Origin of the sequence: Nocardioides okcheonensis, assembly GCF_020991065.1 — a bacterium.
GTDB classification, from domain to species: domain Bacteria; phylum Actinomycetota; class Actinomycetes; order Propionibacteriales; family Nocardioidaceae; genus Nocardioides; species Nocardioides okcheonensis.
Map to the genome: position 1 here is coordinate 3,263,256 of NZ_CP087710.1, position 23,501 is coordinate 3,286,756.

Below are 23,501 nucleotides of genomic sequence, written 5' to 3' on the forward strand. Positions count from 1 at the left end.
CGCCCCCGGTCAGGGGAGGAGCCCGCCGGTCGCGTCGTCCAGCGTGTGGCCCGTGAGCCCGTCGACCGTGCCGGTGACCTCGCTGATCAGGCCGCCGGTCGCGTCGTCGACCGAGCCGGTCAACCCGCCGACCGCGCCGCCGGTGAGGCCGTCGATGCCCTGGGTGATGCCCGACGTGGTGCCGGTGACCGTGCCGGTGAGGCCCTCGGTCACGTCGGTGATCGTGCCGCGGCCGGGCTTCGTCGGGCTGGCGGTCGGGACCGGCGGGAGGGGCGTGGGCGGGGTCGGCGCCGCCGTCGGCTGGCCGGTGGGCTGCGCGGTGGGGGTGGGGGACGCGGCCGACGGCTGCAGGGCCGGCGGGACCGTGATGCCGGTGAGGTCCTGGCCGGGCACCGGCGCCGCCTCGAGCTGGAGCTGGTCGGCGTCGAGACCGGCGAGCAGGTCCGGGACGGCCGCACCGGTGAGCAGGAACGGGGGCGTCTCGACGACGCCGCCCGTGCAGCTCAGGCACGCCGCGCTGGCCTCCTGGTCGAGGTCGGCGAGCATCTGCCCGGCGGCCACGAGCTGGTCGCGGGCGCTCTCCGGGATCGACGGCTCCAGCGCGTCGAGGCGCTCGAGGCTGGTGGAGGTGAAGTCGCGGACGTGCTGGGCGTCGGCCGTCGTGCCGCTGGCGTCGTAGGCGGTGAGGAGGCTGCGCACGCCCTCGCTCGACTGGCGGGTGAACGCGTCGAGGGTGTCGGGCACCGCGCGCTCCTCGCCGCGGTCGACGGCGGCGAGCTGCTCGAGCTCGTCGAGCCGGGTGTCGGCCTGGGCGAGCAGGGTCCGGCCGCGAGCCGCGTCGTCACCGGCCAGGCGCACCTGGGCCGACTCGATGCCGCGCTTGACGCCGTAGAGCGACTCCCCGGGCAGGGAGCCCTGGGAGGCGACCGCCATGGTCGCAGCCGCACCGACCACCGCGACGCCGCCCAGCAGCGCGCCGAGGCGGCGCTGGCGCGGACGCGACGTGACGGGCATGGCGAGCCGCTCGGGGGCGGCGGGCCGGCGGACCAGGACGGTGTCGGCCTCGGCCATCAGGCGCGCGCGCAGGTCGCTGACGAACTCCGGCCTCGGCTCGGGGTCCGGGACCGCTCGCAGGTCGGCGACCACCGCGAGCAGCGCCGCGAAGCGCTCGGCCTCACGGTCGGTGAGGTCCGCCCCGGGTCCTCGGGAGAGGAGTGCCTCGAACTCGTCGGCACGTCGGCGTGCCGAGAAGGCGGGTGTCATCGCGCTCGTCCTGTCTCACGGGTGGTGCTGGCCGTTCCTCCCACCCGGACGAACGAGGCAGGAGTGGCAGGGGTTACGGGATGTGTCACGCGTCTCTCAACCCCTCCGGGAGGAGCTTGGCGAGGTTGCGGACGCCGCGCAGCTGGAGCTGCTTGACGGCGCCGTCGCTGCGCTCGAGGGCGCGGGCGGTCTCGGCGATCGACAGCCCCTGCAGGAACCGCATGACCAGGCACTCGCGCTGCTCGGTCGGGAGCTCCGTGAGCGCCTGCAGCAGCACCTCGTTGGTCAGGCCCGCGATCACCGCGTCCTCGGGTCCCTCGGTCGCGTCGTCGTGCGGCGTCATGTCCTCGGTGGACATCTCGAGCCGCGTCCGCCCGGCCTTGAAGTGGTCGGTGGTGAGGTTGCGCGCGATGGTCATCAGCCAGGCGCCGAAGTCCTTGCCCTGCCAGCGGAAGCCGTTCATGCTGCGCAGCGCCCGGAAGAACGTCTCCGAGGTGAGGTCCTCGGCCAGCGTCTGCGACCGGGTGCGGTGGTGCAGGAAGCGGTAGACCGACAGGTGGTAGTGGTCGTAGAGCTGGCCGAAGGCCTCCGTGTCGCCGGAGCGGGCCAGCTCGACGAGGGCGATCAGCCGGTCGCGCTCGGCCTGGTCGCCCTCTGACGACGCGGCGCGGTCCTCGTCGCCGTACGGCCCGGGTCCGCCCCCGGTGCCGGCGCCGCCGGTCGGGACCTGGGCGGTGGCCATGAGCAGCACCTGCGGTGCCAGCGCGGCGGCGACGGCGCGGCGGAGCTCCTCGAGCCCCTCCGCGAGCGTCCGCTCCCGTGCCTGCTCCCGTGGCATCCCTCGCCCCCTCCCAGTGACGTGCCCTCCACGATAAGCGGCCGGACCGCTCTTGTGAACCCGTGAGTAACTACGAGTTACGCATCGTTCGGGCGGCGGGCCGCGCGGACGCCGAGGCCGGCCGCCACGGCACCGGAGACCGCGCCCGCCACGGCGGCGGCGGTCAGCCCGGCGCGGGCCGCCTTGCGCCCGGTGCGGTAGTCGCGGACCCGCCAGCCCTGGGCGCGGGCGTGGGCGCGCAGGCGGGCGTCGGGGTTGATCGCGCAGGGGTCGCCGACGAGCTCCAGCATCGGCAGGTCGTTGCTGGAGTCGGAGTAGGCCGAGCACAGCGCGAGGTCGAGTCCCTCGCGGGCGGCCAGCGCCTTGATCGCCTCGGCCTTGGCGGGCCCGTGCAGGAGGTCACCGACGAGACGGCCGGTGTAGACGCCGTCGACGTGCTCGGCGACGGTGCCCATCGCGCCGGTGAGGCCGAGGCGGCGGGCGATGACCGCGGCGATCTCGATCGGGGCCGCGGTGACCAGCCACACCCGCTGGCCCTCGTCGAGGTGCAGCTGGGCCAGCGCGCGGGTGCCGGGCCAGATCCGGTGGGCCATCGCCTCGTCGAAGATCTCCTCGGTGAGCTCCTCGAGCTCGGTGGTGGTGTGACCGGCGATGAAGGAGAGCGCCGACGAGCGGGCCTCGGCGACGTGCTCGGGGTCCTCGACCCCGACCACGCGGAAGTACGCCTGCTTCCACGCCGCCGACGCGATCTCGCGGGTGGTGAAGAACTGGCGGCGGTGCAGCCCGCGCGCGAGGTGGAAGATGCTGGCGCCCTGCATGATCGTGTTGTCGACGTCGAAGAACGCCGCGGCGGCCGTGTCGCTCGGCGTGGAGAGCGCGGTCTCGACCTCGGCGGAGGCGGCCGCGGCCTCGCCGGCGAGCACCGAGCGCTGCTGGAGGTTGAGCCGACGGGGACGCTCGGACGGGGTCACCCGTGCAGCGTAGCTGTGGAAGGATCGCGGCATGCCGCGCTCCGACGTCTCCGCACTCGTGGCCGACGCAGCCGCCGAGGTGCCCGACCGCCAGGCCCTCGTCGAGGCGGCGGGCCGGTCGATGACCTGGGCCGTGCTCGAGGACGAGGTCGCTCGCGTCGCCACCGGTCTGGGGCAGCAGGGGATCCGTGCCGGCCAGCGCGTGATGATCGCCCTCGGCAACCGGATCGAGTTCGTCACGACCTACCTCGGCGTGCTGCGCGCCCAGGTCGTCGCCGTGCCGGTCAACCCGCGCTCCGCGCCCGGCGAGGTGGCCCGGATGGTCCTCGACTCCGGCACGCGCCTGGTCGTCGCCGACGCCGGGTCGCTCGACGTGGTGCGGGCGGCGGTCGCCGAGCTCGGCGAGGCCGCGCCGCCGGTCGTGGTGGTCGGGGCGGAGCCGGACGGCGCGGAGCTGCCGTTCGCGGTCCTGCGCGCCGACGTCGTACGCCCGGTGCCGCCGCTGCCCGACCCGGAGAAGCTGGCCGCCCTGCTCTACACGAGCGGCACCTCCGGGACGCCCCGCGCCGCGATGCTCACCCACCGTGCGCTGCTGGCCAACATCGAGCAGGTCGCTGCGGTCGAGCCGCCGATGATGCACGGCGACGACGTGGTGCTCGGGGTGCTGCCGCTCTTCCACGTCTACGGCCTCAACGCCGTGCTCGGCGGGGTGCTGCGCCACCGCGCGCGGCTGCTGCTCGTCGAGCAGTTCGAGCCGCAGGCGGTGCTGGACCTGATCGACGACGAGGCCTGCAGCGTCGTGCCCGTCGCGCCCGCGGCGTTCCGCCACTGGCTCCCCGACGAGCACCTGCGCGAGCGCCTCGGCCCGGTGCGGCTGGTGCTGTCGGGCTCGGCGCCGCTGGAGCCGGAGGTGGTCGAGCAGTTCACCGCCCTGACCGACATCCCGGTGCACCAGGGCTACGGCCTCACCGAGGCGGCCCCGGTGGTCACCTCGACGCTGTGCAGCAGCGAGCTGCGCCCCGGGTCGGTGGGTGCGGCGCTCCCGGGCATCGAGCTGCGGCTCGTCGACGAGACGGGCGGGCCGACCGGCGGCGAGGACGCCGGCCGGATCGAGGTGCGTGGCGACAACCTCTTCAGCGGCTACTGGCCCGACGGGGACGACGGCCCGCGCGAGGACGGGTGGTACGCCACCGGCGACGTCGGGTTCCTCGACGCGTCGGGCGACCTCTACCTCGTCGACCGGGTCAAGGAGCTGGTCATCGTCAGCGGCTTCAACGTCTACCCGACCGAGGTCGAGGACGTGGTGCGCGAGGTCGAGGGCGTCACGGAGGCGGCCGTCGTCGGTGCGCCCGACGAGGAGACCGGCGAGGCCGTGGTGGCCTACGTCGTCGCCCCCGGCGCCGACCCAGCCGCGGTGGCCGACGCGGTGCGCGCCCACTGCGGTGAGCGCCTGGCCCGCTTCAAGCAGCCCACCCGCGTCGAGGTCGTCGACGCGCTCCCGCTCACCGTCACCGGCAAGGTCCAGAAGGGTCGGCTGCGCGGCCTGGAGCGACGCCGGCAGCTGGGACTGCTGGAGTGAGCACGACGCGCGTCACGCTCTACACCCGGCCCGGGTGCCACCTGTGCGACGACGCCCGGGCGGTCGTCGAGCGGGTGTGCGCCGACCTGGGCGAGGCCTACGACGAGGTCGACATCACCACCGACCCCGACCTCGAGGACCGGTTCGGCGAGGAGATCCCGGTGACGTTCGTCGACGGTCGCCAGCACGACTTCTGGCGCGTCGACGAGACCCGCCTGCGCACCGCCCTGGCCTGAACCCTTGTCGGGCTGAGCGCCACACGCCGGACGGGATGCTCCGCCCGGCCCACCGCGTTGGACCGGGTGTGAAGCTCTCCCTCCTCGACCGGTCCCGCACCCGCGCCGACACGAGCGACGCGGACGGCGTACGCGCGACGGTCGCGCGCGCCGTGCACGCCGAGGAGGTCGGCTACGAGCGCTTCTGGGTGGCCGAGCACCACGCGGTGCCCGGCATCGCGTCCGGCAGCCCGGCGGTGGTGCTGGCCGCGGTCGGCGCCCGCACGTCGCGGATCAGGATCGGCTCCGGCGGCGTGATGCTGCCGTTGCACCAGCCGCTCGTCGTCGCCGAGCAGTTCCTCGTGCTCGAGGCGCTGCACCCGGGACGGGTCGACCTCGGGCTCGGCCGCTCGCTCGGCTTCACCGCCCCGGTGCGCCGCGCGCTGCGCCGCGACCTCGACGCGCCGGACACCTTCGAGTCCGACCTGGTCGAGCTGCGCGGGCACCTCGCCGGCACGGCCGACGTCACCGCTCGTCCGGCGTCGCCGTCACCGGTCCCCATGCACCTGCTGGCCACGAGACGCGGCATCGGGCTCGCCGCCCGGCTCGGACTCCCCGTCGTGGTGGGCGGACCGGTCCTCGACTCCGACGACCTCGCCCCGGCGCTGACGGCGTACCGCCGCGACTTGCGCCCGCACCTCGGCAGCGAGGCGCGGGTGACGGTCTCGCTCGACGTCCTCGTCGCCGACGACGACGCGACCGCCCGCGAGCTCGCGCTCCCCGAGGCGTGGGCGATGGCCCGCTCGCGCCGGACGGGGGAGTTCCCGCCCCTGGAGAGCGCGAAGGCAGTCCGCGACCAGCCGTGGCCGGACCAGGTGCGGCGCCGGGTGGAGGCCTCGCTCGACCGCGCGGTGGCCGGGTCGCCCGCCACGGTCCGGCGCCGGCTCGAGGAGCTCGCGGAGCGCACCGGTGCCGACGAGCTGCTCGCGAGCAGCTCGACCCACGACCGCGACGCGCTGCTCGCCTCCGACCGGGCGCTGCGCGAGCTCGTCGGCTGAGGTCGCGCGCCCTCTGTTAGCCCCTCGGGAGGCGGTCGCGCAAGTTCAGGACACCCCGGCTGAGGTGGGTCTTCTCACATGTGCTAGCCCGCTCCGTCCGCGTTTTGTTCTCCCGTTCACAAACTCCTACAGTGGCTGAGCCAGGCGATCCCCGTCACCTGGCTGGAGAGAAGCTCGCTGTGACCGCACGGACCCCCGACTCCGCCCGGGACATCCCCGAGGCGACCGTCGCGCGGCTACCCGTGTACCTGCGTGCCCTGACCAGCCTGGCGGACGACGGCACGACCACCTGCTCGAGCGAGGAGCTCGCGGCGGCGGCCGGGGTCAACAGCGCCAAGCTGCGCAAGGACCTGTCCCACCTGGGGTCCTACGGCACCCGGGGCGTGGGCTACGACGTGGAGTACCTCCGCTACCAGATCGCCCGCGAGATCGGCCTGACCCAGGACTGGCCCGTGGTCATCGTGGGCATCGGAAACCTCGGCCACGCGCTCGCCAACTACTCCGGCTTCCGCAGCCGCGGCTTCCGGGTCGTGGCGCTCCTCGACGCCGACCCGGCGCGCCACGAGGAGGTCGTGGCAGGCCTCGACGTGCGCTCGTTCGAGGACCTCGAGTCGATCGTCGGCGAGCACGCCGTGTCGATCGGTGTCATCGCCACCCCCGCGGTCGCCGCCCAGGCCGTCGCCGACCGGATGGTCGCCGCCGGCATCACCAGCATCCTGAACTTCGCGCCGACCGTGCTCGCGGTCCCGGAGGGCGTGGACGTGCGCAAGGTCGACCTGTCGATCGAGCTGCAGATCCTCGCCTACCACGAGCAGCGCAAGTCGGTGGTCCCCGCCGAGGAGGTGGCGAGGTGAGCGTCCTGGTCGTCGGGATCTCCCACAAGTCCGCGCCCGTCGAGGTGCTCGAGCGGCTCGCGCTCGACGCCGACGGCACCACGAAGCTGATCGCCGACGTCGTGGGCGGCGAGCACGTGTCCGAGGCGACGGCGATCGTGACCTGCAACCGGCTCGAGGTCTACGCCGAGGTCGACCGCTTCCACGGCAGCGTCGAGGACGTCTCCGGCCTGCTGGTCGCCCGCGCCGGCGAGTCGACCGAGGCGCTGCTGCCGCACCTCTACGTCCACTACGACGAAGGCGCGGTCTCCCACCTCTTCCAGGTCGCGTCGGGCCTCGACTCGATGGTCGTCGGCGAGGGCCAGATCCTCGGCCAGACCCGCGACGCGCTGCGGATCGGCCAGGAGCACGGCACCGTCGGACCCGCCCTCAACACCCTCTTCCAGCAGGCGCTGCGCGTCGGCAAGCGCGCGCACGCCGAGACCGACATCGACCGCGCGGCGCCGTCGCTGGTCACCGCGGCCCTCGCCCGCAGCGGCGCACCGGTCGCGGGATCGCGCGCCGTCGTCGTCGGCGCCGGCGCGATGGCGTCCCTCGCTGTCGCCCACCTCGCCCGCGGCGGTGCCGAGCGGATCGCGGTGATCAACCGCACCGCCGCCAAGGCCGAGCGCCTCGCCGCCGACTACGCGGCCACCGCCGTGCCGTTCGCGGACCTCCACGACGAGCTGCGCACCGCCGACCTGGTGATCTCGTGCACCGGCGCGCGGGGCACCGTCGTACGCCTCGCCGAGGTGGTGACCGCCCGCGGCGGCGACGACCGCCCGATCACCATCGTCGACCTCGCCCTCCCGCACGACGTCGACCCCGCCGTCGGCGAGCTGCCGGGCGTGCAGCTGATCAGCCTCGCCGGCCTCGCCGAGGAGCTCCGCGGCCTCGAGGCCACCGCGGGCGTCGAGGACGTACGCAGCATCGTGGGCCAGGAGATCGCGGCCTTCCTCGCCGTGCGCCGCCAGGCCAGCGTCACCCCGACCGTGGTCGCGCTGCGCTCGATGGCCACGTCCGTCGTCGACGCCGAGATGGAGCGGCTCGCCGTCCGCCTGCCGGACCTCGACGAGGCCACCCGCGCGGAGGTCCTGCACACCGTGCGTCGCGTCGCCGACAAGCTCCTCCACGAGCCCACCGTCCGGGTCAAGGAGCTCGCGGACGCCGAGCCCGCCAGCTCCTACAGCGCCGCGCTCGCCGAGCTGTTCCGGCTCTCGCCGGACGCGGTCGACGCGATCTCCCGGGTGGAGGGCCAGTCATGAGCGCCCCCCACGCACCCCTGCGCCTCGGCACCCGCGCCTCCGCGCTCGCCACGACCCAGTCCGGCCACGTCGCCGACCTGGTCCGCGAGCGCCTGGGCCGCGAGGTCGAGCTCGTCGAGGTCTCCACCGAGGGCGACGTCAACCGCGCGCCGCTCGCGAGCATGGGCGGCACCGGCGTGTTCGTCAGCGCCCTGCGCGACGCGCTCCTCGACGGCCGGGTCGACCTCGCCGTCCACTCGCTCAAGGACCTCCCGACCTACCCGGCCGACGGCATCGCGCTCCCCGCGGTCCCGCCGCGCGAGGACCCGCGCGACGTCGTGGTCGCCCGCGACGGGCTCACCCTCGGCGAGCTGCCCGTCGGCAGCCGCGTCGGCACCGGCTCCCCGCGACGGGTGAGCCAGCTCGCCGCGCTCGGCCTCGGCCTCGAGCTCCAGGACATCCGCGGCAACGTCGACACCCGCATCCGCAAGGTGCGCGACGGCGAGGTCGACGCGGTCGTCCTGGCCCGCGCCGGCCTGGCCCGGCTGGGTCGCCTCGACGAGGCGACCGAGGTGCTCGACCCGCTCCAGATGCTCCCGGCCCCCGGCCAGGGCGCGCTGGCGATCGAGTGCCGCTCGGCCGACACCGACCTCGTCGAGCTGCTCGCCCGGCTCGACGACCCCGCCACCCGCGCCGCGGTCACCGCCGAGCGCGCGGTCCTGTCCACCCTCGAGGCCGGCTGCTCGGCCCCGCTGGGTGCGCTCGCCGACGTGGTCGAGGGCGAGGACGGCGAGGAGCTGTGGCTCCGGGCCGTGGCCCTCTCCGCGGACGGCGGCCTGACCGTACGGATGAGCCTCTCCGGGCCGGTCGCGGACGCGGCCGGGCTCGGGACACGCCTCGCGAGCGACATGCTCGCCGAGGGAGCAGCAGACCTGATGGAAGCACCACAGCAGGGACCACCAGTGAGGAAGCAGCACGCATGACGCGAGTACAGAACCCGCAGGCCAGCACCACCGACGCCAAGGCGGCGGCCCCGGGCTGGGTGTCGTTCGTCGGCAGCGGACCCGGTGACCCGGGCCTGCTGACGCTGCGCGCCGTCGAGCTGCTCCAGGCCGCCGAGGTCGTCGTCACCGAGGCCCCGGAGCACGTCGACCTGGTCCGCTCGGTCCTCGGCCTCACCGAGGGCCCGGACGGCGAGTGGGACGGCCCGGAGGTCGTCGACGGTGGCTTCGGCGAGGACGGCCAGCCGCTCACCCACGCCGCCCGCGCCAAGGTGGTCGTCCGCCACGGCAAGAAGCAGCGCGTGGTGCGGCTGATGACCGGCGACCCGTTCCTCTACGCCTCGGGCCCCGAGGAGGCGCAGGCCTGCGTGAAGGCCGGCGTCGGCTTCGAGGTCGTCCCGGGCGTCTCGTCGGTGAGCGCGGTCCCGGCCTACGCCGGCATCCCGCTGACCACCAAGCGGCACAAGGAGATGGCCGTCGTCACCTGTGGCGAGAAGGTCGACTGGAGCGCCTACGCCGACGACCGCACCCTCGTCCTGCTCTCCGGGGTGGGGAGCATCGGCGAGACCTCCGCCGCCCTCATCGAGGCCGGCCGCTCGCCGGAGACGCCGGTCGCGATGACCCGCGTCGGCACCACCACCGAGCAGCAGACGCTCATCTCCACCCTCGCCAACGTCGCCGCCGACGCCCGCGCCGCACGCATCGCGCCGCCGGCGATCACGGTGATCGGTGACGTGGTCGACCTCCGCGAGACCCTGTCCTGGTTCGAGACCAAGCCGCTCTTCGGCTGGCGCGCGCTCGTCCCGCGCACCAAGGAGCAGGCCGGCTCGCTCTCGCGCCGCCTGCGCGAGTACGGCGCGGTCCCCGAGGAGGTGCCGACCATCTCGGTCGAGCCGCCGCGCAACCCGCTGCAGATGGACAAGGCCGTCCGCGGCCTCGTCGAGGGCCGCTACGAGTGGATCGCCTTCACCTCGGTCAACGCCGTCAAGGCGGTGCGCGAGAAGTTCGAGGAGTACGGCCTCGACGCCCGCGCGTTCTCCGGGCTGAAGATCGCGGCGGTCGGCGACAAGACCGCCCAGGCGATCGCCGACTGGGGCCTGCGTGCTGACCTGGTGCCGTCCGGCGAGCAGTCCGCCGCCGGCCTGCTCGAGGACTGGCCGCCCTACGACGAGGTGCTCGACCCGATCAACCGGGTCTTCCTGCCCCGCGCCGACATCGCGACCGAGAACCTCGTCGCCGGCCTGGTCGACCTCGGCTGGGAGTGCGACGACGTCACCGCCTACCGCACCGTGCGCGCCACGCCGCCGCCGGCGCCGGTGCGCGACGCGATCAAGACCGGCAAGTTCGACGCCGTCGTCTTCACCTCGTCCTCGACGGTGCGCAACCTCGTCGGCATCGCCGGCAAGCCGCACCCGTCGACGATCATCGCGGTCATCGGCCCGCAGACCGCCAAGACCGCCGAGGAGCACGGCCTGCGGGTCGACGTCCTGGCGCCCACGCCCGACGTGGAGGTCCTGGTCGACGCGCTCGCCGACTTCGGTGCGGCCCGCCGCCTCGCGATGCTGGAGAACGGCGAGGTCGTCACCCGGCCCAGCGAGCGGACCGCCTCGGGCCGCCGCAAGAGCCGCGCCGCGAAGTAGCCGCCACCCGAGCGCGCTGCGCCGGACAGCCGCACAGCCGCACAGTCGCACAGCCGCACACGAGCGGTGGCCCACCCACATTTCGTACGTCCCGAATGTGGGTGGGCCACCGCTCGTTCGGTGTGTCGCGGGTGACACTCCGCCCGGCGGTGGTGGACCCACAGTCCGAGCGCCCCGAACGTGGGTGGGCCACCGCTCTGACCAGCGCTGCGAGAGGATGGATGCCGTGACAGACGAGATCAACGTCCAGGGCCCGCTCGTCCGACCCCGGCGGTTGCGCCGTACGCCGGCGCTGCGCCGGATGGTGGCGGAGACCCACGTGGTGCCGAGCTCGCTCGTCCTCCCCGTCTTCGTCCGCGAGGGGCTCGACGCGCCGCGGGAGATCTCCTCCATGCCCGGCGTCGTGCAGCACTCGCGCGACTCCCTCAAGGCGGCTGCCGCCGAGGCCGCCGAGCTCGGTCTGGGCGGCATCATGCTCTTCGGCGTGCCCGAGCACAAGGACGCCACCGGGTCGGGCGCGATCGACCCGGGCGGCGTGCTCAACCTCGCGATCACCGACGTGGTCGCCGAGGTGGGCGACCAGCTCACGGTCATGTCTGACCTGTGCCTCGACGAGTTCACCGACCACGGCCACTGCGGGGTGCTGACGCCCGACGGCGAGGTCGACAACGACCAGACGCTCGCGGCGTACGCCCAGATGGCGCTCGCGCAGGCTGCGGCCGGCGTCGACATGGTCGGCCCCAGCGGCATGATGGACGGGCAGGTCGCGGTGATCCGCGACGCGCTCGACGCCGCCGAGCACAGCCACGTCTCGATCCTCGCCTACTCGGCGAAGTACGCCTCGGCCTTCTTCGGCCCGTTCCGCGAGGCCGTCGACTCCTCGCTGCAGGGTGACCGCCGTACCTACCAGCAGGACCCCGCCAACGCGGTCGAGGGCGTGCGCGAGGTGCTGCTCGACATCGAGCAGGGCGCCGACATCGTGATGGTGAAGCCGGCTCTGGCCTACCTCGACGTGATCCGCCGGGTCCGCGACGCCGTCGACGTCCCGGTCGCGGCCTACAACATCTCCGGCGAGTACTCCATGGTGGAGGCTGCCGCCGCCCACGGGTGGATCGACCGCGAGGCCGCGATCCTGGAGACCCTCACCTCGATCCGCCGCGCCGGCGCCGACGTGATCCTCACCTACTGGGCCTCCGAGGCCGCTCGCCTGCTCCGCGCCTGAACGCTCCGCGCACCCCGCTCGTCGAGGAGGTCGCCCCTCCCGCTGGTCGAGGAGGTCGCTTCGTCCCGCTGGTCGAGGAGGTCGCCTCGTCCCGCTGGTCGAGGAGGTCGCTCTGCGACCGTCACGAGACCCCCCGGCCATGGTCTCGTGACAGGACTTCGTCCTTCCTCGACCAGCGGGGCGACGGTCCTTCCTCGACCAGCGGGGCGACGGTCCTTCCTCGACCATCGGGGACCTCGACCAGCGGGCGAGGGTCAGGGGTTCATCAGGTTGTTGATGCAGGCGTTGAGCGCCGCGAGGTCGAGGCCGGAGATCCCGCTGGCCAGGCACTGGGCCTGCGCCTGGGCGAAGGTCAGCGTCTCGGTGATCGGCGGCACGGTGACCGTCGGGAGCGGCGGCAGCGTCGTCGGGATCGGCAGCGTGGGCGTGGCGGTCGGGGTCGGCGTCGGCGTCTTGGTCGGCGTCGGGGTGGGCGTCGGAGTCTTGGTCGGGGTGGGCGTCGGGGTGGGCGTGGGGGTCGGCGTGCCCTTGCCGCCGCCCTTGCCTCCCTTGCCGCCCTTGCCGCCGCCGGACTCGCCGTAGGTGCCCTCCTTGTCGCCGCCCTTGCCCGAGCCGCCGGCCTTCCCGCCGCGCGGACCCTGGGTCTCGGGGAGCAGCGTGCCGGTGGGCGTGGACCCGGGCACGGCCTCGAAGTCGCCGTCGAGGTAGGCCTGCATGACCTCCAGGACGAGGTCGACGTAGTCGTTGGAGTGGTTGTAGCGGTAGACCGAGGCTCGCTGGCCCTTCTCCGAGGAGAGGTCGTCGTCGCCGGAGCAGAGGTAGACCGCGGTGGCGAGCGCCGCGTCGTCGATGTCCTGCGGGTCGCGGGTGCCGTCGCCGTCGCCGTCGACCCCCACCACCGACCAGGTGGAGGGGATGAACTGCATCGGACCGACCGCACGGTCGTGGCGCGCGTCGCCGTCGTACTGCCCGCCGTCGGTGTCGGCGATGTCCTGGGTGTCGTTCGTCCCGTCGAGCGCGATGCCGTAGATCCCCGGCCGGGCGACGCCCTGGTCGTCGAGGACGTTGCCGTCGTAGCGGCCGTGGTCGCTCTCCACGCGCCCGATCGCCGCGATCAGCTCCCACGGCAGCCGGCAGCCCCGGTCGGCCTGGTTGATGACCGTCTCCGCGCGCTGGTACGCCGCGAGCGCGGCCTGCGCGATGCTGCTGGCGCTGCCGGGGGAGAGCGCCGCGGCACGGGTCACGGCGTCGCCGACGCTGGCAGGCGCCTCGACGGCCTCGCTCGGCAGGACCGTGCCGTCGGGGAGCGTGCCGGACCCGTCGGCGTCCGCGCTGGCGGTGCCGGTGCCGACGCCCGAGAGGCTGGCGGTCCACGCGACGGACAGCAGCGCGAGCGGGACGATCGCGGTCGCCCGATGGAGCCGTCCGAATGTCGACATGTGGTGGTCCCCCCTGTGTGGTGCCGCTCCCATGATGCCCCCTCCGGGCTCCGATACACCACCAACGGGACGGCGACGTGGAGGTTACGCGCGCGCCTCGTGTGGCCCAGTCCACACGGGGGCACCGGGGGCGCGGTGCCGAATGGGTGCTCCTTGCCCGGCTGGGCGACAATGAGGCCGTGACCACCGCGACGACACGTCCCACGACCGCGGCCAGCGCAGCCCTCTTCGAGCGCGCGCGAGCCGTCACCCCGGGAGGCGTCAACTCACCCGTCCGGGCCTTCACCGCGGTCGGCGGCACGCCCCGCTTCATCACCTCGGCCAGCGGCGCCTGGCTGACCGACGCCGACGGGCACCAGTACGTCGACCTGATCTGCTCGTGGGGCCCGATGCTGCTCGGCCACGCGCACCCCGAGGTGCAGGCGGCGGTGGTGTCCGCGGTCGGGCGCGGCACCTCGTACGGCACGCCCACCGAGCCCGAGGTCGAGCTCGCCGAGGAGATCGTCGCCCGCACGCCGGTCGAGCGGGTCCGCTTCGTCTCCTCCGGCACCGAGGCGACGATGTCCGCGATCCGCCTCGCGCGCGGCGCCACGGGCCGCGACCTGGTCGTGAAGTTCGCCGGCTGCTACCACGGCCACGTCGACCCGCTGCTCGCCGAGGCCGGGTCGGGCGTCGCGACGCTCGCCGTCCCCGGGACGAGCGGGGTGCCCGCGAGCTCCGCCGGCGAGACCCTGGTCCTGCCCTACAACGACCGCGACGCCGTCCGCGCCGCGTTCGAGGCGCACGGCCCGCGGATCGCCTGCCTGATCACCGAGGCCACGCCCGGCAACATGGGCGTGGTCCCGCCGGAGCCCGGCTTCAACGCCTTCCTCGCCGAGACCTGCCGCGCCCACGGTGCGCTGTTCGTCAGCGACGAGGTGATGACCGGCTTCCGCGCCACCGCGCAGGGCGGCTACGGCCTCGACGGCGCCGCCGAGGGCTGGGTGCCCGACCTGATGACCTTCGGCAAGGTGATGGGCGGCGGCTTCCCGGCGGCGGCGTTCGGCGGTCGCGCGGACCTGATGGCCCACCTCGCCCCCGAGGGCCGGGTCTACCAGGCCGGCACGCTGTCCGGGAACCCGGTGGCGACCACCGCCGGCCTGGCCACGCTGCGCCTCGCGACGCCGGAGGTCTACGACCACCTCGACGCCACCGCGCGCACCATCCGCGAGGCCGCCTCCGACGCGCTCACCGCCGCCTCCGTGCCGCACGCCGTGCAGACCGCCGGGACCATGTTCTCGGTGTTCTTCCGCGAGGGCCCGGTGCGCGACTTCGCCGAGGCGTCCACGCAGGACACGGCCGCCTACGCGGCGTTCTTCCACGCGATGCTCGACCGGGGCGTCTACCTCCCGCCGTCGGCGTACGAGGCGTGGTTCGTCTCCGCCGCCCACGACGAGCGGGCCGTCACGACGGTGCTCGACGCCCTCCCGGCCGCTGCCGCGGCCGCCGCCGCGGCAGGAGGTCGCTGACGTGGGGACCCAGACGATCGTCCACCTGCTGCGCCACGGCGAGGTGCACAACCCGCGGGGCGTGCTCTACGGCCGGATGGACGGCTTCCACCTCTCCGACCTCGGCCGGCGGATGGCCCAGCGCATCGCCGACTCGATCGGCGACCGCGACATCGTGCACGTGCGCACCTCGCCCCTCGAGCGGGCGCGCGAGACCGGTGCGCCGCTGGCCGCCGTGCTCGGCCTCGAGCCGGTCGTCGACACCCGCGTGATCGAGTCGGGCAGCAAGTTCCAGGGCGTCAACTTCGGGGCGGGCGCGAAGACGTTCCTCAAGAACCCGGGCCTGCTGCGCCACATGTACAACCCGATGAAGCCGTCGTGGGGGGAGCCCTACGACGAGATCGCGGGCCGGATGCTGGCGGCCGTCCACGACGCACGCGACGTCGCGGCGGGCCACGAGGCCGTGGTGGTGTCGCACCAGCTGCCGATCTGGACGACCCGCCTGTTCCTGGAGAAGCGCAGCTACCTGCACCACCCCCGGACCCGCCAGTGCACGCTCTGCTCGCTGACCAGCATCGTCTTCGACGACGAGCGCGTGGTGCAGGTGCGCTACTCCGAGCCCGCCGGCGACCTGATCCCGGTCGGCGACCGCTCCGCCCCGTTCTCCTCCGGCGGCGCCGCACAGGAGGACCGGTCCTGACGCTCGTGCGCCGTCTCGCGGTCCCCCTGGTCGCGCTCGCCTGCCTCCTCGCGCTGGCGGGCTGCTCGAGCCTGTCCGGCACCGGCGACAAGGGCTACATCACGGGCGAGGGCGTCCCCACGGAGGTCGCGATCGGCGACCGGGACGCCCCGATCGAGCTCACCGGCACCGACCTCGAGGGCAACGACGTGGACCTCGCCGACTACCGCGGGAAGCCGGTGGTGGTGAACCTGTGGTGGTCGCAGTGCCCGCCCTGCCGCGTCGAGCAGCCCGACCTCAACGAGGCCGCCGCCGAGCTCGGCGACCGGGTCTCCTTCGTCGGCATCAACATCCGCGACTCCTCGGTCGAGTCCGCCCGCTCCTACGTCCGCGGCTTCGACGTGCCCTACCCCTCGATCTACTCCGCCGACGGCACCGCCATCCTGCCCTTCGCCGGCACGCTGACCCCGCGCTCGATCCCGAGCACCGTCGTCCTCGACGCCGACGGCCGGGTCGCGGCGTCGGTGCAGGGGCGGGTGCCGACGACCACCACGCTGCTCGACCTGGTCGAGGCGGTGCTCGATGAGTGACTGGTTCCAGCAGACGGCGCTGTCGGGGTCGCTGGTCCTCGCCCTCCCGGTCGCGCTGGTGGCCGGCCTGATCTCGTTCTTCAGCCCCTGCGTGATCCCGCTGCTGCCGGGCTACCTGTCCTACGCCACCGGGCTCTCGGCGGCCGAGCTCGACAGCGCCCGGCGCAGCCGGCTGGTCACGGGGGCGGTCCTGTTCGTGCTGGGCTTCGCCGTGGTCTTCGTGATCATCGGCAGCCTCACCGGCGCGGCGGGCGCGCTGTTCACGCACCGCGACGAGCTCAACGTCGTCCTCGGCGTCATCACCATCGTGCTCGGCCTGGCCTTCCTCGGGGTCTTCGGGGTGCTGCAGCGCGACTGGCGCATCCACAAGGTGCCGGCCGTCGGGCTGGCCGCGGCGCCGCTGCTCGGCTTCCTCTTCGGCGTCGGCTGGACCCCCTGCGTCGGCCCGACGCTCGGCGTGATCAACGCGCTCTCGGTCAACGAGGCGACCGCCGGCCGCGGGGCGCTCCTCGCGGCGGTCTTCGCCCTCGGCCTCGGCCTGCCCTTCATCGCCGCCGCGGTCGCCTACCGGCGCTCGATGCGCGCCTTCGCGGTGCTGCGCCGCCACCAGATGCTGCTGATGCGCCTCGGCGGCGCGATGATGATCCTCATCGGGCTGCTGCTCGTCACCGGCTGGTGGCAGCGGCTCGCCGACTCGCTCCAGGGCTACGTCGTCGGATTCACGGTGCCGGTGTGACCGACCTCCAGCAGCGGTCGTCCGACGACCGCCAGGCGACCCCGATGCCCACGGAGATGACGGCGCGCGAGCTGGTGCGCTGGTCGTGGCGCCAGCTCACCTCGATGCGCACCGCGCTGGTGCTGCTGCTCCTGCTCGCGCTGGCCGCGATCCCCGGGTCGGTGATCCCGCAGGAGAACATCGACTCGCTGAAGGTCTCGCAGTGGCGCGAGGACCACCCGCGGCTGGCGCCCATCTGGGACCGGCTGGACCTCTTCTCGGTCTACGGCTCGGTGTGGTTCTCCGCGATCTACATCCTGCTGATGATCTCGCTGGTCGGGTGCATCATCCCGCGCCTGTTCGTCTACGCGCGTGCGCTGCGGGCGCGCCCGCCGAAGGCCCCGCGCCACCTCATGCGCCTGCCGGAGTCGGCGTCGTACGAGACCGACGAGGCCCCCGACGTCGTCCTGGCCCGTGCCGCGAAGGTGATCCGCCGGCGGCGCTACCGGGTCGACCTGCTCGAGGGCTCGGACTCGGTCGCGGCCGAGCGCGGCCACCTGCGCGAGGCCGGCAACCTGGTCTTCCACCTCGCCGTCATCGTGGTGCTGGTGGGCGTCGCCGTCGGCAGCCTGTTCGGCTACAAGGGCGGCGTCATCCTGCTGGTCGGCAAGGACTACGGCTTCTCCAACACCCTCACCCAGTACGACGACTTCGCGCCCGGCAGCCTGTTCGACCCGTCGGTGATGGAGCCCTTCTCCTTCAAGATCACCGACTTCGACGTCGACTGGATCACCGATCCCGAGAGCCGCCGGGTCGGCATGGCCCGCAAGTTCGTCTCCCACCTCGACTACCGGACCGACGCGGACGCGGAGAGCCAGGAGTACGACCTCCGGGTCAACCACCCGCTGTCCATCGGCGGCACCGACGTCTTCCTCATCGGCCACGGCTACGCGCCCGTCCTCACCGTCCGCGACGGTGACGGCAACATCGCCCAGTCCGGGCCGTCGGTGTTCCTGCCGACCAACCCGCAGACCTTCGAGTCCTTCGGCGTGGTCAAGGCGCCCGACGCGAAGCCGACCCAGATCGGCCTCGAGGGCTCCTTCTACCCGACCTTCGGCGGCGCCCGCGGTCCCGACGGCGAGCTCATCCCGCCGGTCTCGGTGTTCGGCGACTCCCTCGACCCGCTGGTGTCGCTGTTCGTCTACACCGGCGACGTCGGGCTCGACGACGGCACCGGCTCGTCGGTCTACGTGCTCGACAAGGCGAAGACCACGCAGGTCATGAAGGACGACGGCCAGCCGCTCCGTCTCGACCTGCGACCCGGTGACACCATCGAGCTCCCGGACGGCCTCGGCTCCGTCACCTTCGACGGTCTCCAGCGGTGGAACAAGATCCAGGTCAGCCGGACCCCCGGCAAGATGGTCGCGCTGACCGGCGTCGTCCTGGCGCTGCTCGGCCTGCTCGGGTCGCTGTTCGTGCGGCCTCGACGGCTGTGGGTGCGTGCCCGCCGTCAGGAGGACGGGAGCACACTGGTGGAGGTCGCCCGGCTCGACCGGTCCTCCGCGGGTGACCCGGAGAACGGTCGCGACGAGCTCGCCGCGATCATCGCAGCACTCAGACAGGACCGAGAGGTGGCATCGTGACCGACCTGCAGTGGGAGACGCTCAGCAACCAGGGCGTGGCCGCGGCCGGAGTCGTCTACTTCCTGGCGCTCCTCGCCTACGCCGTCCAGTGGGCGACGCTGCGCGACGTGCCCGTGCGCGAGGCGCAGCGGGTGGGTGCCGGCGTCGGCGCCGCCGGCCCCGAGCCGCACGACACCGTGGTCGCCGACCAGGACGTGGTGCGCAGCGCCGAGCGCTCCGACATGTTCGAGCGGCTCGGCCTCCTGCTCACCGGCGTCGCCGCGCTCGCCCACCTCGTCGCCCTCGTCGGGCGCGGCATGGCCGCCGACCCCAACCGGGTGCCGTGGGGCAACATGTACGAGTTCACCCTCAGCGGCACGTTCGTCGTGGTCGCGCTGTTCCTGGCCACCACCCGCCGCTGGCGGCTGTCGTGGCTCGGCCCGGTCGTCGTGGGCTTCGTGCTGTGCGTGCTGCTGGCCGACGTGCTGTGGCTCTACGAGCCCGTCGCCCCGCTCACCGAGGCGCTGGAGTCCTACTGGCTGGTGATCCACGTGGTCGCCGCCGTGATCGCGACCGGCGCCTTCACCCTCGGCGCGATCACCTCGGCGCTCTACCTCCTCAAGGCCCGCTCGACCAAGGAGACCGGCTACCTCGCGCGCCTCCCCGAGCTGCCCGCCCTGGACCGCATCTCCTACCGGATGCACGCCTTCGGCTTCCCGGTGTGGACCTTCGGCGTGCTGATCTCCGGTCCGATCTGGGCCCACCAGGCCTGGTCGTCGTACTGGAGCTGGGACCCGAAGGAGGTCTGGGCGTTCATCACGTGGGTGGTCTACGCGGCCTACCTGCACGCCCGCGCGACGGCCGGGTGGCGCGGCCGCAACGCCGCCCTGCTGGCCCTGGTCGGTGCCGCGACGCTGTGGTTCAACTTCATCGGCATCAACTTCTTCAGCACCAGCAGCCAGCACTCGTACGCCAACGGCGCCGAGGTCGAGCGGTCAGTCGTCCTCCGGGTCGCGACGGCGCCGGTCGAGACCCCGTAGGAAGTCCGGGTCGTCGTCCGGGCCGACGACCCGCGGCGGGCGGGCCTGCGACCCGCCGCCGCCGTCGATGCGGCGGAGCGCCAGCCGCACCAGGACCCACACCACCATCGCGATGAGCACCACCACGAGCAGGACCTTCAGCATTCCTCCAATGTAGCCAGCCCGGCCTAGGCTGGGGGCGTGAAGGAGTTCGTCGTCTACACCGCCTTGCGGATCGTGCTGTTCCTCGCCTCGTTCGGCGTGGTGCTCGGCGTGATGGCGCTGGTCTTCGACGGCCAGGTCCAGCTGTTCTGGGCCGTCGTGCTGGCGTTCCTGATCTCCGGCATCGCGTCCTTCTTCGTCCTCGACCGCCAGCGCGAGGCGTTCGCCCGCCGCGTCGAGGCGCGCGCCGCGAAGGCGTCCGCCGCCTTCGAGGAGCGCAAGGCCCGCGAGGACCAGGACTGACCCTCCGGCGCGCTCCCCGGGCGCCTCAGAACCCGGTGAGGCAGTACGGCGGGTCCGCGAGGTCGGCCATGGCCGCCCAGCGGGCGACCGCGTCGTCGGAGCCCGCGACCCGGCCCGCCCGTCGCATCGCACCGACCTCGACGCCGCTGAGGTAGAGCGCGCCGAGCGTCTCGGCGTCGAGCACGACGTCGGGGTCGGCTTCCGTGCGGGTGACCGTCGCGACGCCGCCGCGAGCGGTGACCTCGAACCGTCCCGCCGCCCATCCCTGGGCGTCCTCGACCTCCAGCACGACCGCGCCGTCGCTCGCCCAGGGGCGCGCCGCGAGGGCACGGGGCACGTCGAGGAGGCGCAGCCACAGGAAGTGGCGCTGTCCGGTCACCGCGAGCCGGCCGAGGTCGTCCAGTGCCCACCGCAGCGGGTCGTCGGGGTGGGCCAGGTTGAAGGTGACCTTCTTGACCCGGTCCGTCCGGGCCAGGAAGTCCCAGAGCCCGAGCTGGGCCTGCGGCGTGAGCGCGATCATCTCCTGCACGACGAGGGAGTAGTCCTCCCCGTGCTTGAACACCGCGAACCCGTCGACCGTCCGGTCGGCCGCGAGGTGGACGGCGGTGCGGATCTTGCGGTTCGGTCCGCCGGCGTCGTAGTCGAAGGCGCCGCTGTGGATGTCGCCGTACTGCACCGGCCACTCCACCGAGCCGCGCTGGCGGGCGTGGAAGGCGTCGAAGACGGTCCGGACGTGCGGCCACGCGTCGGCGGGTTCGAGCACCTCGACGCGCCCCGGGTCGTCGAAGGAGCGCAGCGAGAAGCCGGGCGTCGTGTCGAGCTCGACGACCGTGTTGAACGTGGCGGGGCCGAAGCCCCAGCGCCCGTAGATCGTGGCCTCCGACGCGGTCAGCGCCGCCACCGGCACGTCGTGGGCCACGGCGTCGGCGAGGTCGTCCTCGATCATCCGGCGCAGCAGCCCGCGGCGGCGGTGGCTGGCGCTGGTCGTGACGTCGGTGATCATCCGCAGCGGCACCAGCCCGCGGCCGGCGTTGAGGGTCTTGTCGAAGCTGGCATAGGTCGCGACGGGCATCGGGCCGGCGGCGAACTCACCCTCGGGGAGCCAGGCGCCGCGCACCGTGACCGCGTCGGCGCGGTAGTGGGTCACCCACTTCTCGATGAGCTCGTCCCCGGGGCTCTCCTCGCGGAATCCGCGCAGCACCGCGGTAATCCAGCCGCGACGGCGGGCCTTCGCCTGCTCGGAGTCGTCGGAGAAGTCGAGGGTCGCGTGCTGGTAGTCCACGGGCGCCAACCTAGTCAGCGCGCGTGGCGACCGGCCACGGGTTATCAGGGCGTCCGCGGCGCTCAGGCGAGCAGCAGGGGAGCGGCCACGAGCACCGACCACAGCAGCTCGCTGGCGCCCGTGCCGCCCAGCACGGGGATCAGCGCCGGACCGCTCGCGCCCTGCAGCACCGCGCGGGTCGGGGCGGCGGCGCGGGCGAGGAAGCCCAGGCCGACCAGCGCCCACCACGTCGTAGCCGCGGCGACCGCGACGACCGCCGCGGCGGCCACGAGGACGAGGAAGGCGTAGAGGTAGCGGGTGCGCTCGTCGCCCAGCCGGACTGCGAGGGTGCGCTTGCCGGCGACGGTGTCGGTGGGGATGTCGCGCAGGTTGTTGGCCACCAGGATCGCGCACGCGAGGGCGCCGATGCCGATCCCGGCATAGAGGGCGGCCCACTCCCAGGCCTGCGTCTGGACGTACGTGGTGCCGATGACCGCGACCAGCCCGAAGAACACGAAGACCATGACCTCTCCGAGGCCGAGGTAGCCGTAGGGCCGCTCGCCACCGGTGTAGTACCAGGCCGCCACGACGCAGACCGCACCCACCGCGACCAGCCACCAGGAGGTGGTGGCGGCGAGCACCAGGCCGGCGAGCGCCGCGACGCCGAACGCCGCGAACGCGGCCGTCTTCACGGCGCCGGGCGTGGCCGCGCCCGAGCCGACCAGCCGCATCGGACCGACCCGGTCGGCGTCGGTGCCGCGGATGCCGTCGGAGTAGTCGTTGGCGTAGTTGACCCCGACCTGGAGGGCCAGGCTCACCACCAGGGCCAGGGCGGCCTTCCACCACACGGCGGCGTCGGCGTGCGCCGCGACGCCGGTGCCGGCGAGGACGGGCGCGACGGCGGCGGGCAGGGTGCGCGGCCGGGCACCGGCGATCCAGTCAGCGGAGGAGGTCACCGGTGGATTCTGGCAGGGGAGCGCCGGGCTCCAGCATCGTGGGCGGCCCGGCGGGGGCGACCTCCGCCGGTGCGGGGCCGTCGGCCCGGGCGTCGGCGAGGACGTCGGCCGGGACGTGCTTCTCGAGCCAGCGCCGGCCCGAGTGCGCCGACGCGTGCAGCCCGGTCGCGGCGAGGACCACGATCACCGCGATCGTCAGCCAGCCGAACGCACCCCACTCCATGGCGAGGAAGCCGTAGGCGGCCGGGGCCCAGAACCTGCCGAGGGTGCCGCCCAGCTCGGACACGCCCTGGTAGTCGCCGCGACGGCGCGGGTCCATCAGCTCGGCCTCGAGGGTCCAGCCGGACGCGGAGAGGAACAGCTCGGCCCAGGTGAGCACGACGTGGCCGACGAAGAACAGCACGATGGTCAGCCAGCCGGTGGTCTCGTGCGTGGCGAGCGTGACCACGCACGTCAGGACGAAGAAGAGCGTGGAGAGCCGGACCGCGCGCAGGGCGGTCTCGACGTTGCGGATGCCGCGCGAGGCCAGCCGCGGCAGCACGATGCACATCACGGTGTTGGTGCCGAAGAGGACCGCGACGAGCACCTTCGGGGCGTCGGTCTCGGTGACCAGCCAGACCGGGATGACGGTGTGCAGCAGCACCTGGTTGGTCCACATGACGCCGGTGAAGAAGGTGACCGCGATCCAGCTGCGGTTGCGGATCGCCGGGATGCCCTCGGGCTTCACGCGGGGCTCGCTGCTGCGGACGTCGTGGGTGGCGTCCGGGAGCCGCGGGATGGCCGCGCTGTTGAGCAGGAAGAGCACCGCGCTCAGCAGGGGTGCCCAACGCAGGGCCTCGGTGCCGAACGCGATCGCGCCGGCCCCCAGGAAGGCGCCGATGCTGAAGCCGACGTTGAGCGCCGAGTAGAGGTAGGCCCGCGACTCGACCCGCTCGGACGGCGGCAGGATGTCGATGACGTAGGCGCCGTGGGCGGCGCCGCCGAGGGTGCCTGCCACCTCCATCGCGACCGCCAGCGCGACGTACTCCGGGAAGCTGTCGATGAACGGCCACGCCAGGAACAGCAGCCCCTGGACAGCGGCGGAGAGCGTCCACATCCGCTTGGGGCCGAAGTGGTCGACCAGCTTGCCCATCGGCACCGCGACGACGAAGCTGGCGATCGCGGCGATCGTGAGTCCGATGCCCACCTGCCCCAGCGAGAGGCCCACCACCAGGGTGAAGAAGACGGCCGACCCGGCCAGGAACGTGCCGTCACCGGAGGCGAACAGCAGGGACTGCACCGACAGCCGACGGGCAAGGGTCGACGGGGGCGTGGCGTAGTTCTTCAGGGCGGTGAGCATCGCCGACCATTCTCTCCCGCCGCAGC

23 protein-coding genes are annotated in these 23,501 nt (G+C 73.6%); 15 read left to right on the top strand and 8 right to left on the bottom strand.

The features are described 5' to 3' along the window. Positions 1-9: 9 nt before the first annotated feature. The 3 genes from LN652_RS15960 to LN652_RS15970 form a co-directional block, all read right to left on the bottom strand. Complete coding sequence (locus tag LN652_RS15960) at positions 10-1,263, bottom strand: DUF5667 domain-containing protein (protein WP_230441593.1); 1,254 nt, start codon at positions 1,261-1,263, stop codon at positions 10-12. Between the two features lie 85 nt (positions 1,264-1,348). Then, on the bottom strand, positions 1,349-2,101 hold the full coding sequence (locus tag LN652_RS15965) for a sigma-70 family RNA polymerase sigma factor (protein ID WP_230441594.1): 753 nt from the start codon (positions 2,099-2,101) through the stop codon (positions 1,349-1,351). 77 nt (positions 2,102-2,178) lie between these two features. Further along, positions 2,179-3,072 carry an HAD family hydrolase gene (locus LN652_RS15970; protein WP_230441595.1) on the bottom strand — a complete coding sequence of 298 codons (894 nt, stop codon included), beginning with the start codon at positions 3,070-3,072 and terminating at the stop codon, positions 2,179-2,181. 31 nt (positions 3,073-3,103) lie between these two features. Between LN652_RS15970 and LN652_RS15975 the strand changes: the two genes are divergently transcribed. From LN652_RS15975 to hemB, 8 genes are all read left to right on the top strand, one after another. Further along, complete coding sequence (locus LN652_RS15975; RefSeq protein WP_230441596.1) at positions 3,104-4,651, top strand: class I adenylate-forming enzyme family protein; 1,548 nt, start codon at positions 3,104-3,106, stop codon at positions 4,649-4,651. Next, a complete protein-coding gene (locus LN652_RS15980) occupies positions 4,648-4,887 on the top strand; it encodes a glutaredoxin family protein (RefSeq protein ID WP_230441597.1) in 240 nt (79 codons plus the stop codon). Before LN652_RS15975 ends, LN652_RS15980 begins: the two co-directional genes overlap by 4 nt. Positions 4,888-4,955: 68 nt before the next feature. Beyond that, complete coding sequence (locus LN652_RS15985; RefSeq protein WP_230441598.1) at positions 4,956-5,924, top strand: MsnO8 family LLM class oxidoreductase; 969 nt, start codon at positions 4,956-4,958, stop codon at positions 5,922-5,924. A 179-nt stretch (positions 5,925-6,103) separates the two neighbouring features. Then, positions 6,104-6,778, top strand: coding sequence for a redox-sensing transcriptional repressor Rex (locus LN652_RS15990; RefSeq protein ID WP_230441599.1), 675 nt, complete (start codon positions 6,104-6,106; stop codon positions 6,776-6,778). Continuing rightward, complete coding sequence (locus LN652_RS15995; protein ID WP_230441600.1) at positions 6,775-8,061, top strand: glutamyl-tRNA reductase; 1,287 nt, start codon at positions 6,775-6,777, stop codon at positions 8,059-8,061. The genes LN652_RS15990 and LN652_RS15995 overlap by 4 nt, the downstream gene beginning before the upstream one ends. Continuing rightward, positions 8,058-9,023: a hydroxymethylbilane synthase gene (hemC, locus tag LN652_RS16000; protein WP_230441601.1), complete on the top strand. Its 966-nt coding sequence runs from the start codon at positions 8,058-8,060 to the stop codon at positions 9,021-9,023. The genes LN652_RS15995 and hemC overlap by 4 nt, the downstream gene beginning before the upstream one ends. Next, on the top strand, positions 9,020-10,681 hold the full coding sequence (locus LN652_RS16005; RefSeq protein WP_230441602.1) for a bifunctional uroporphyrinogen-III C-methyltransferase/uroporphyrinogen-III synthase: 1,662 nt from the start codon (positions 9,020-9,022) through the stop codon (positions 10,679-10,681). Before hemC ends, LN652_RS16005 begins: the two co-directional genes overlap by 4 nt. 217 nt (positions 10,682-10,898) lie before the next feature. Further along, positions 10,899-11,903 carry a porphobilinogen synthase gene (hemB, locus tag LN652_RS16010; protein WP_407941505.1) on the top strand — a complete coding sequence of 335 codons (1,005 nt, stop codon included), beginning with the start codon at positions 10,899-10,901 and terminating at the stop codon, positions 11,901-11,903. Between the two features lie 254 nt (positions 11,904-12,157). On the opposite strand, the gene LN652_RS22055 is transcribed toward hemB, so the two are convergent. Then, positions 12,158-13,342 carry a lytic murein transglycosylase gene (locus LN652_RS22055; RefSeq protein ID WP_329958436.1) on the bottom strand — a complete coding sequence of 395 codons (1,185 nt, stop codon included), beginning with the start codon at positions 13,340-13,342 and terminating at the stop codon, positions 12,158-12,160. Positions 13,343-13,521: 179 nt separating this feature from the next. On the opposite strand from LN652_RS22055, the gene hemL reads away from it, so the two are divergent. The 6 genes from hemL to ccsB are packed head-to-tail and all read left to right on the top strand — an operon-like array spanning position 13,522 to position 19,475. Further along, a complete protein-coding gene (gene hemL / locus LN652_RS16020) occupies positions 13,522-14,850 on the top strand; it encodes a glutamate-1-semialdehyde 2,1-aminomutase (RefSeq protein WP_230441603.1) in 1,329 nt (442 codons plus the stop codon). A gap of 1 nt (position 14,851) precedes the next feature. Continuing rightward, on the top strand, positions 14,852-15,529 hold the full coding sequence (locus LN652_RS16025; RefSeq protein WP_230441604.1) for a histidine phosphatase family protein: 678 nt from the start codon (positions 14,852-14,854) through the stop codon (positions 15,527-15,529). 5 nt (positions 15,530-15,534) lie between these two features. Beyond that, positions 15,535-16,098 (top strand): TlpA family protein disulfide reductase, encoded by a 564-nt coding sequence (locus tag LN652_RS16030; protein ID WP_230441605.1) that lies wholly within the window; start codon positions 15,535-15,537, stop codon positions 16,096-16,098. Continuing rightward, positions 16,091-16,834 (top strand): cytochrome c biogenesis CcdA family protein, encoded by a 744-nt coding sequence (locus LN652_RS16035; protein WP_230441606.1) that lies wholly within the window; start codon positions 16,091-16,093, stop codon positions 16,832-16,834. Before LN652_RS16030 ends, LN652_RS16035 begins: the two co-directional genes overlap by 8 nt. Beyond that, entirely contained in the window at positions 16,831-18,456 is a 1,626-nt protein-coding gene (gene resB / locus LN652_RS16040; protein WP_230441607.1) for a cytochrome c biogenesis protein ResB, read from the top strand. The genes LN652_RS16035 and resB overlap by 4 nt, the downstream gene beginning before the upstream one ends. Then, on the top strand, positions 18,453-19,475 hold the full coding sequence (gene ccsB / locus LN652_RS16045; protein WP_230441608.1) for a c-type cytochrome biogenesis protein CcsB: 1,023 nt from the start codon (positions 18,453-18,455) through the stop codon (positions 19,473-19,475). Before resB ends, ccsB begins: the two co-directional genes overlap by 4 nt. Here ccsB and LN652_RS16050 read toward each other — a convergent pair. Then, complete coding sequence (locus LN652_RS16050; protein WP_230441609.1) at positions 19,431-19,619, bottom strand: hypothetical protein; 189 nt, start codon at positions 19,617-19,619, stop codon at positions 19,431-19,433. The genes ccsB and LN652_RS16050 overlap by 45 nt on opposite strands. Before the next feature lie 36 nt (positions 19,620-19,655). Here LN652_RS16050 and LN652_RS16055 point away from each other — a divergent pair, with 36 nt between their 5' ends. Beyond that, positions 19,656-19,919, top strand: a complete 264-nt coding sequence (locus LN652_RS16055) for a DUF4229 domain-containing protein (protein ID WP_230441610.1) — start codon at positions 19,656-19,658, stop codon at positions 19,917-19,919. 25 nt (positions 19,920-19,944) lie between these two features. Here LN652_RS16055 and LN652_RS16060 read toward each other — a convergent pair whose 3' ends face one another. The 3 genes from LN652_RS16060 to LN652_RS16070 all read right to left on the bottom strand — a co-directional run bounded on the left by LN652_RS16060 (position 19,945) and on the right by LN652_RS16070 (position 23,475). After that, positions 19,945-21,201, bottom strand: a complete 1,257-nt coding sequence (locus tag LN652_RS16060; RefSeq protein ID WP_230441611.1) for a GNAT family N-acetyltransferase — start codon at positions 21,199-21,201, stop codon at positions 19,945-19,947. A gap of 62 nt (positions 21,202-21,263) precedes the next feature. Then, on the bottom strand, positions 21,264-22,136 hold the full coding sequence (locus tag LN652_RS16065) for a 1,4-dihydroxy-2-naphthoate polyprenyltransferase (protein ID WP_230441612.1): 873 nt from the start codon (positions 22,134-22,136) through the stop codon (positions 21,264-21,266). After that, entirely contained in the window at positions 22,120-23,475 is a 1,356-nt protein-coding gene (locus tag LN652_RS16070) for an MFS transporter (RefSeq protein ID WP_230441613.1), read from the bottom strand. Before LN652_RS16070 ends, LN652_RS16065 begins: the two co-directional genes overlap by 17 nt. Between the last annotated feature and the right edge of the window lie 26 nt (positions 23,476-23,501).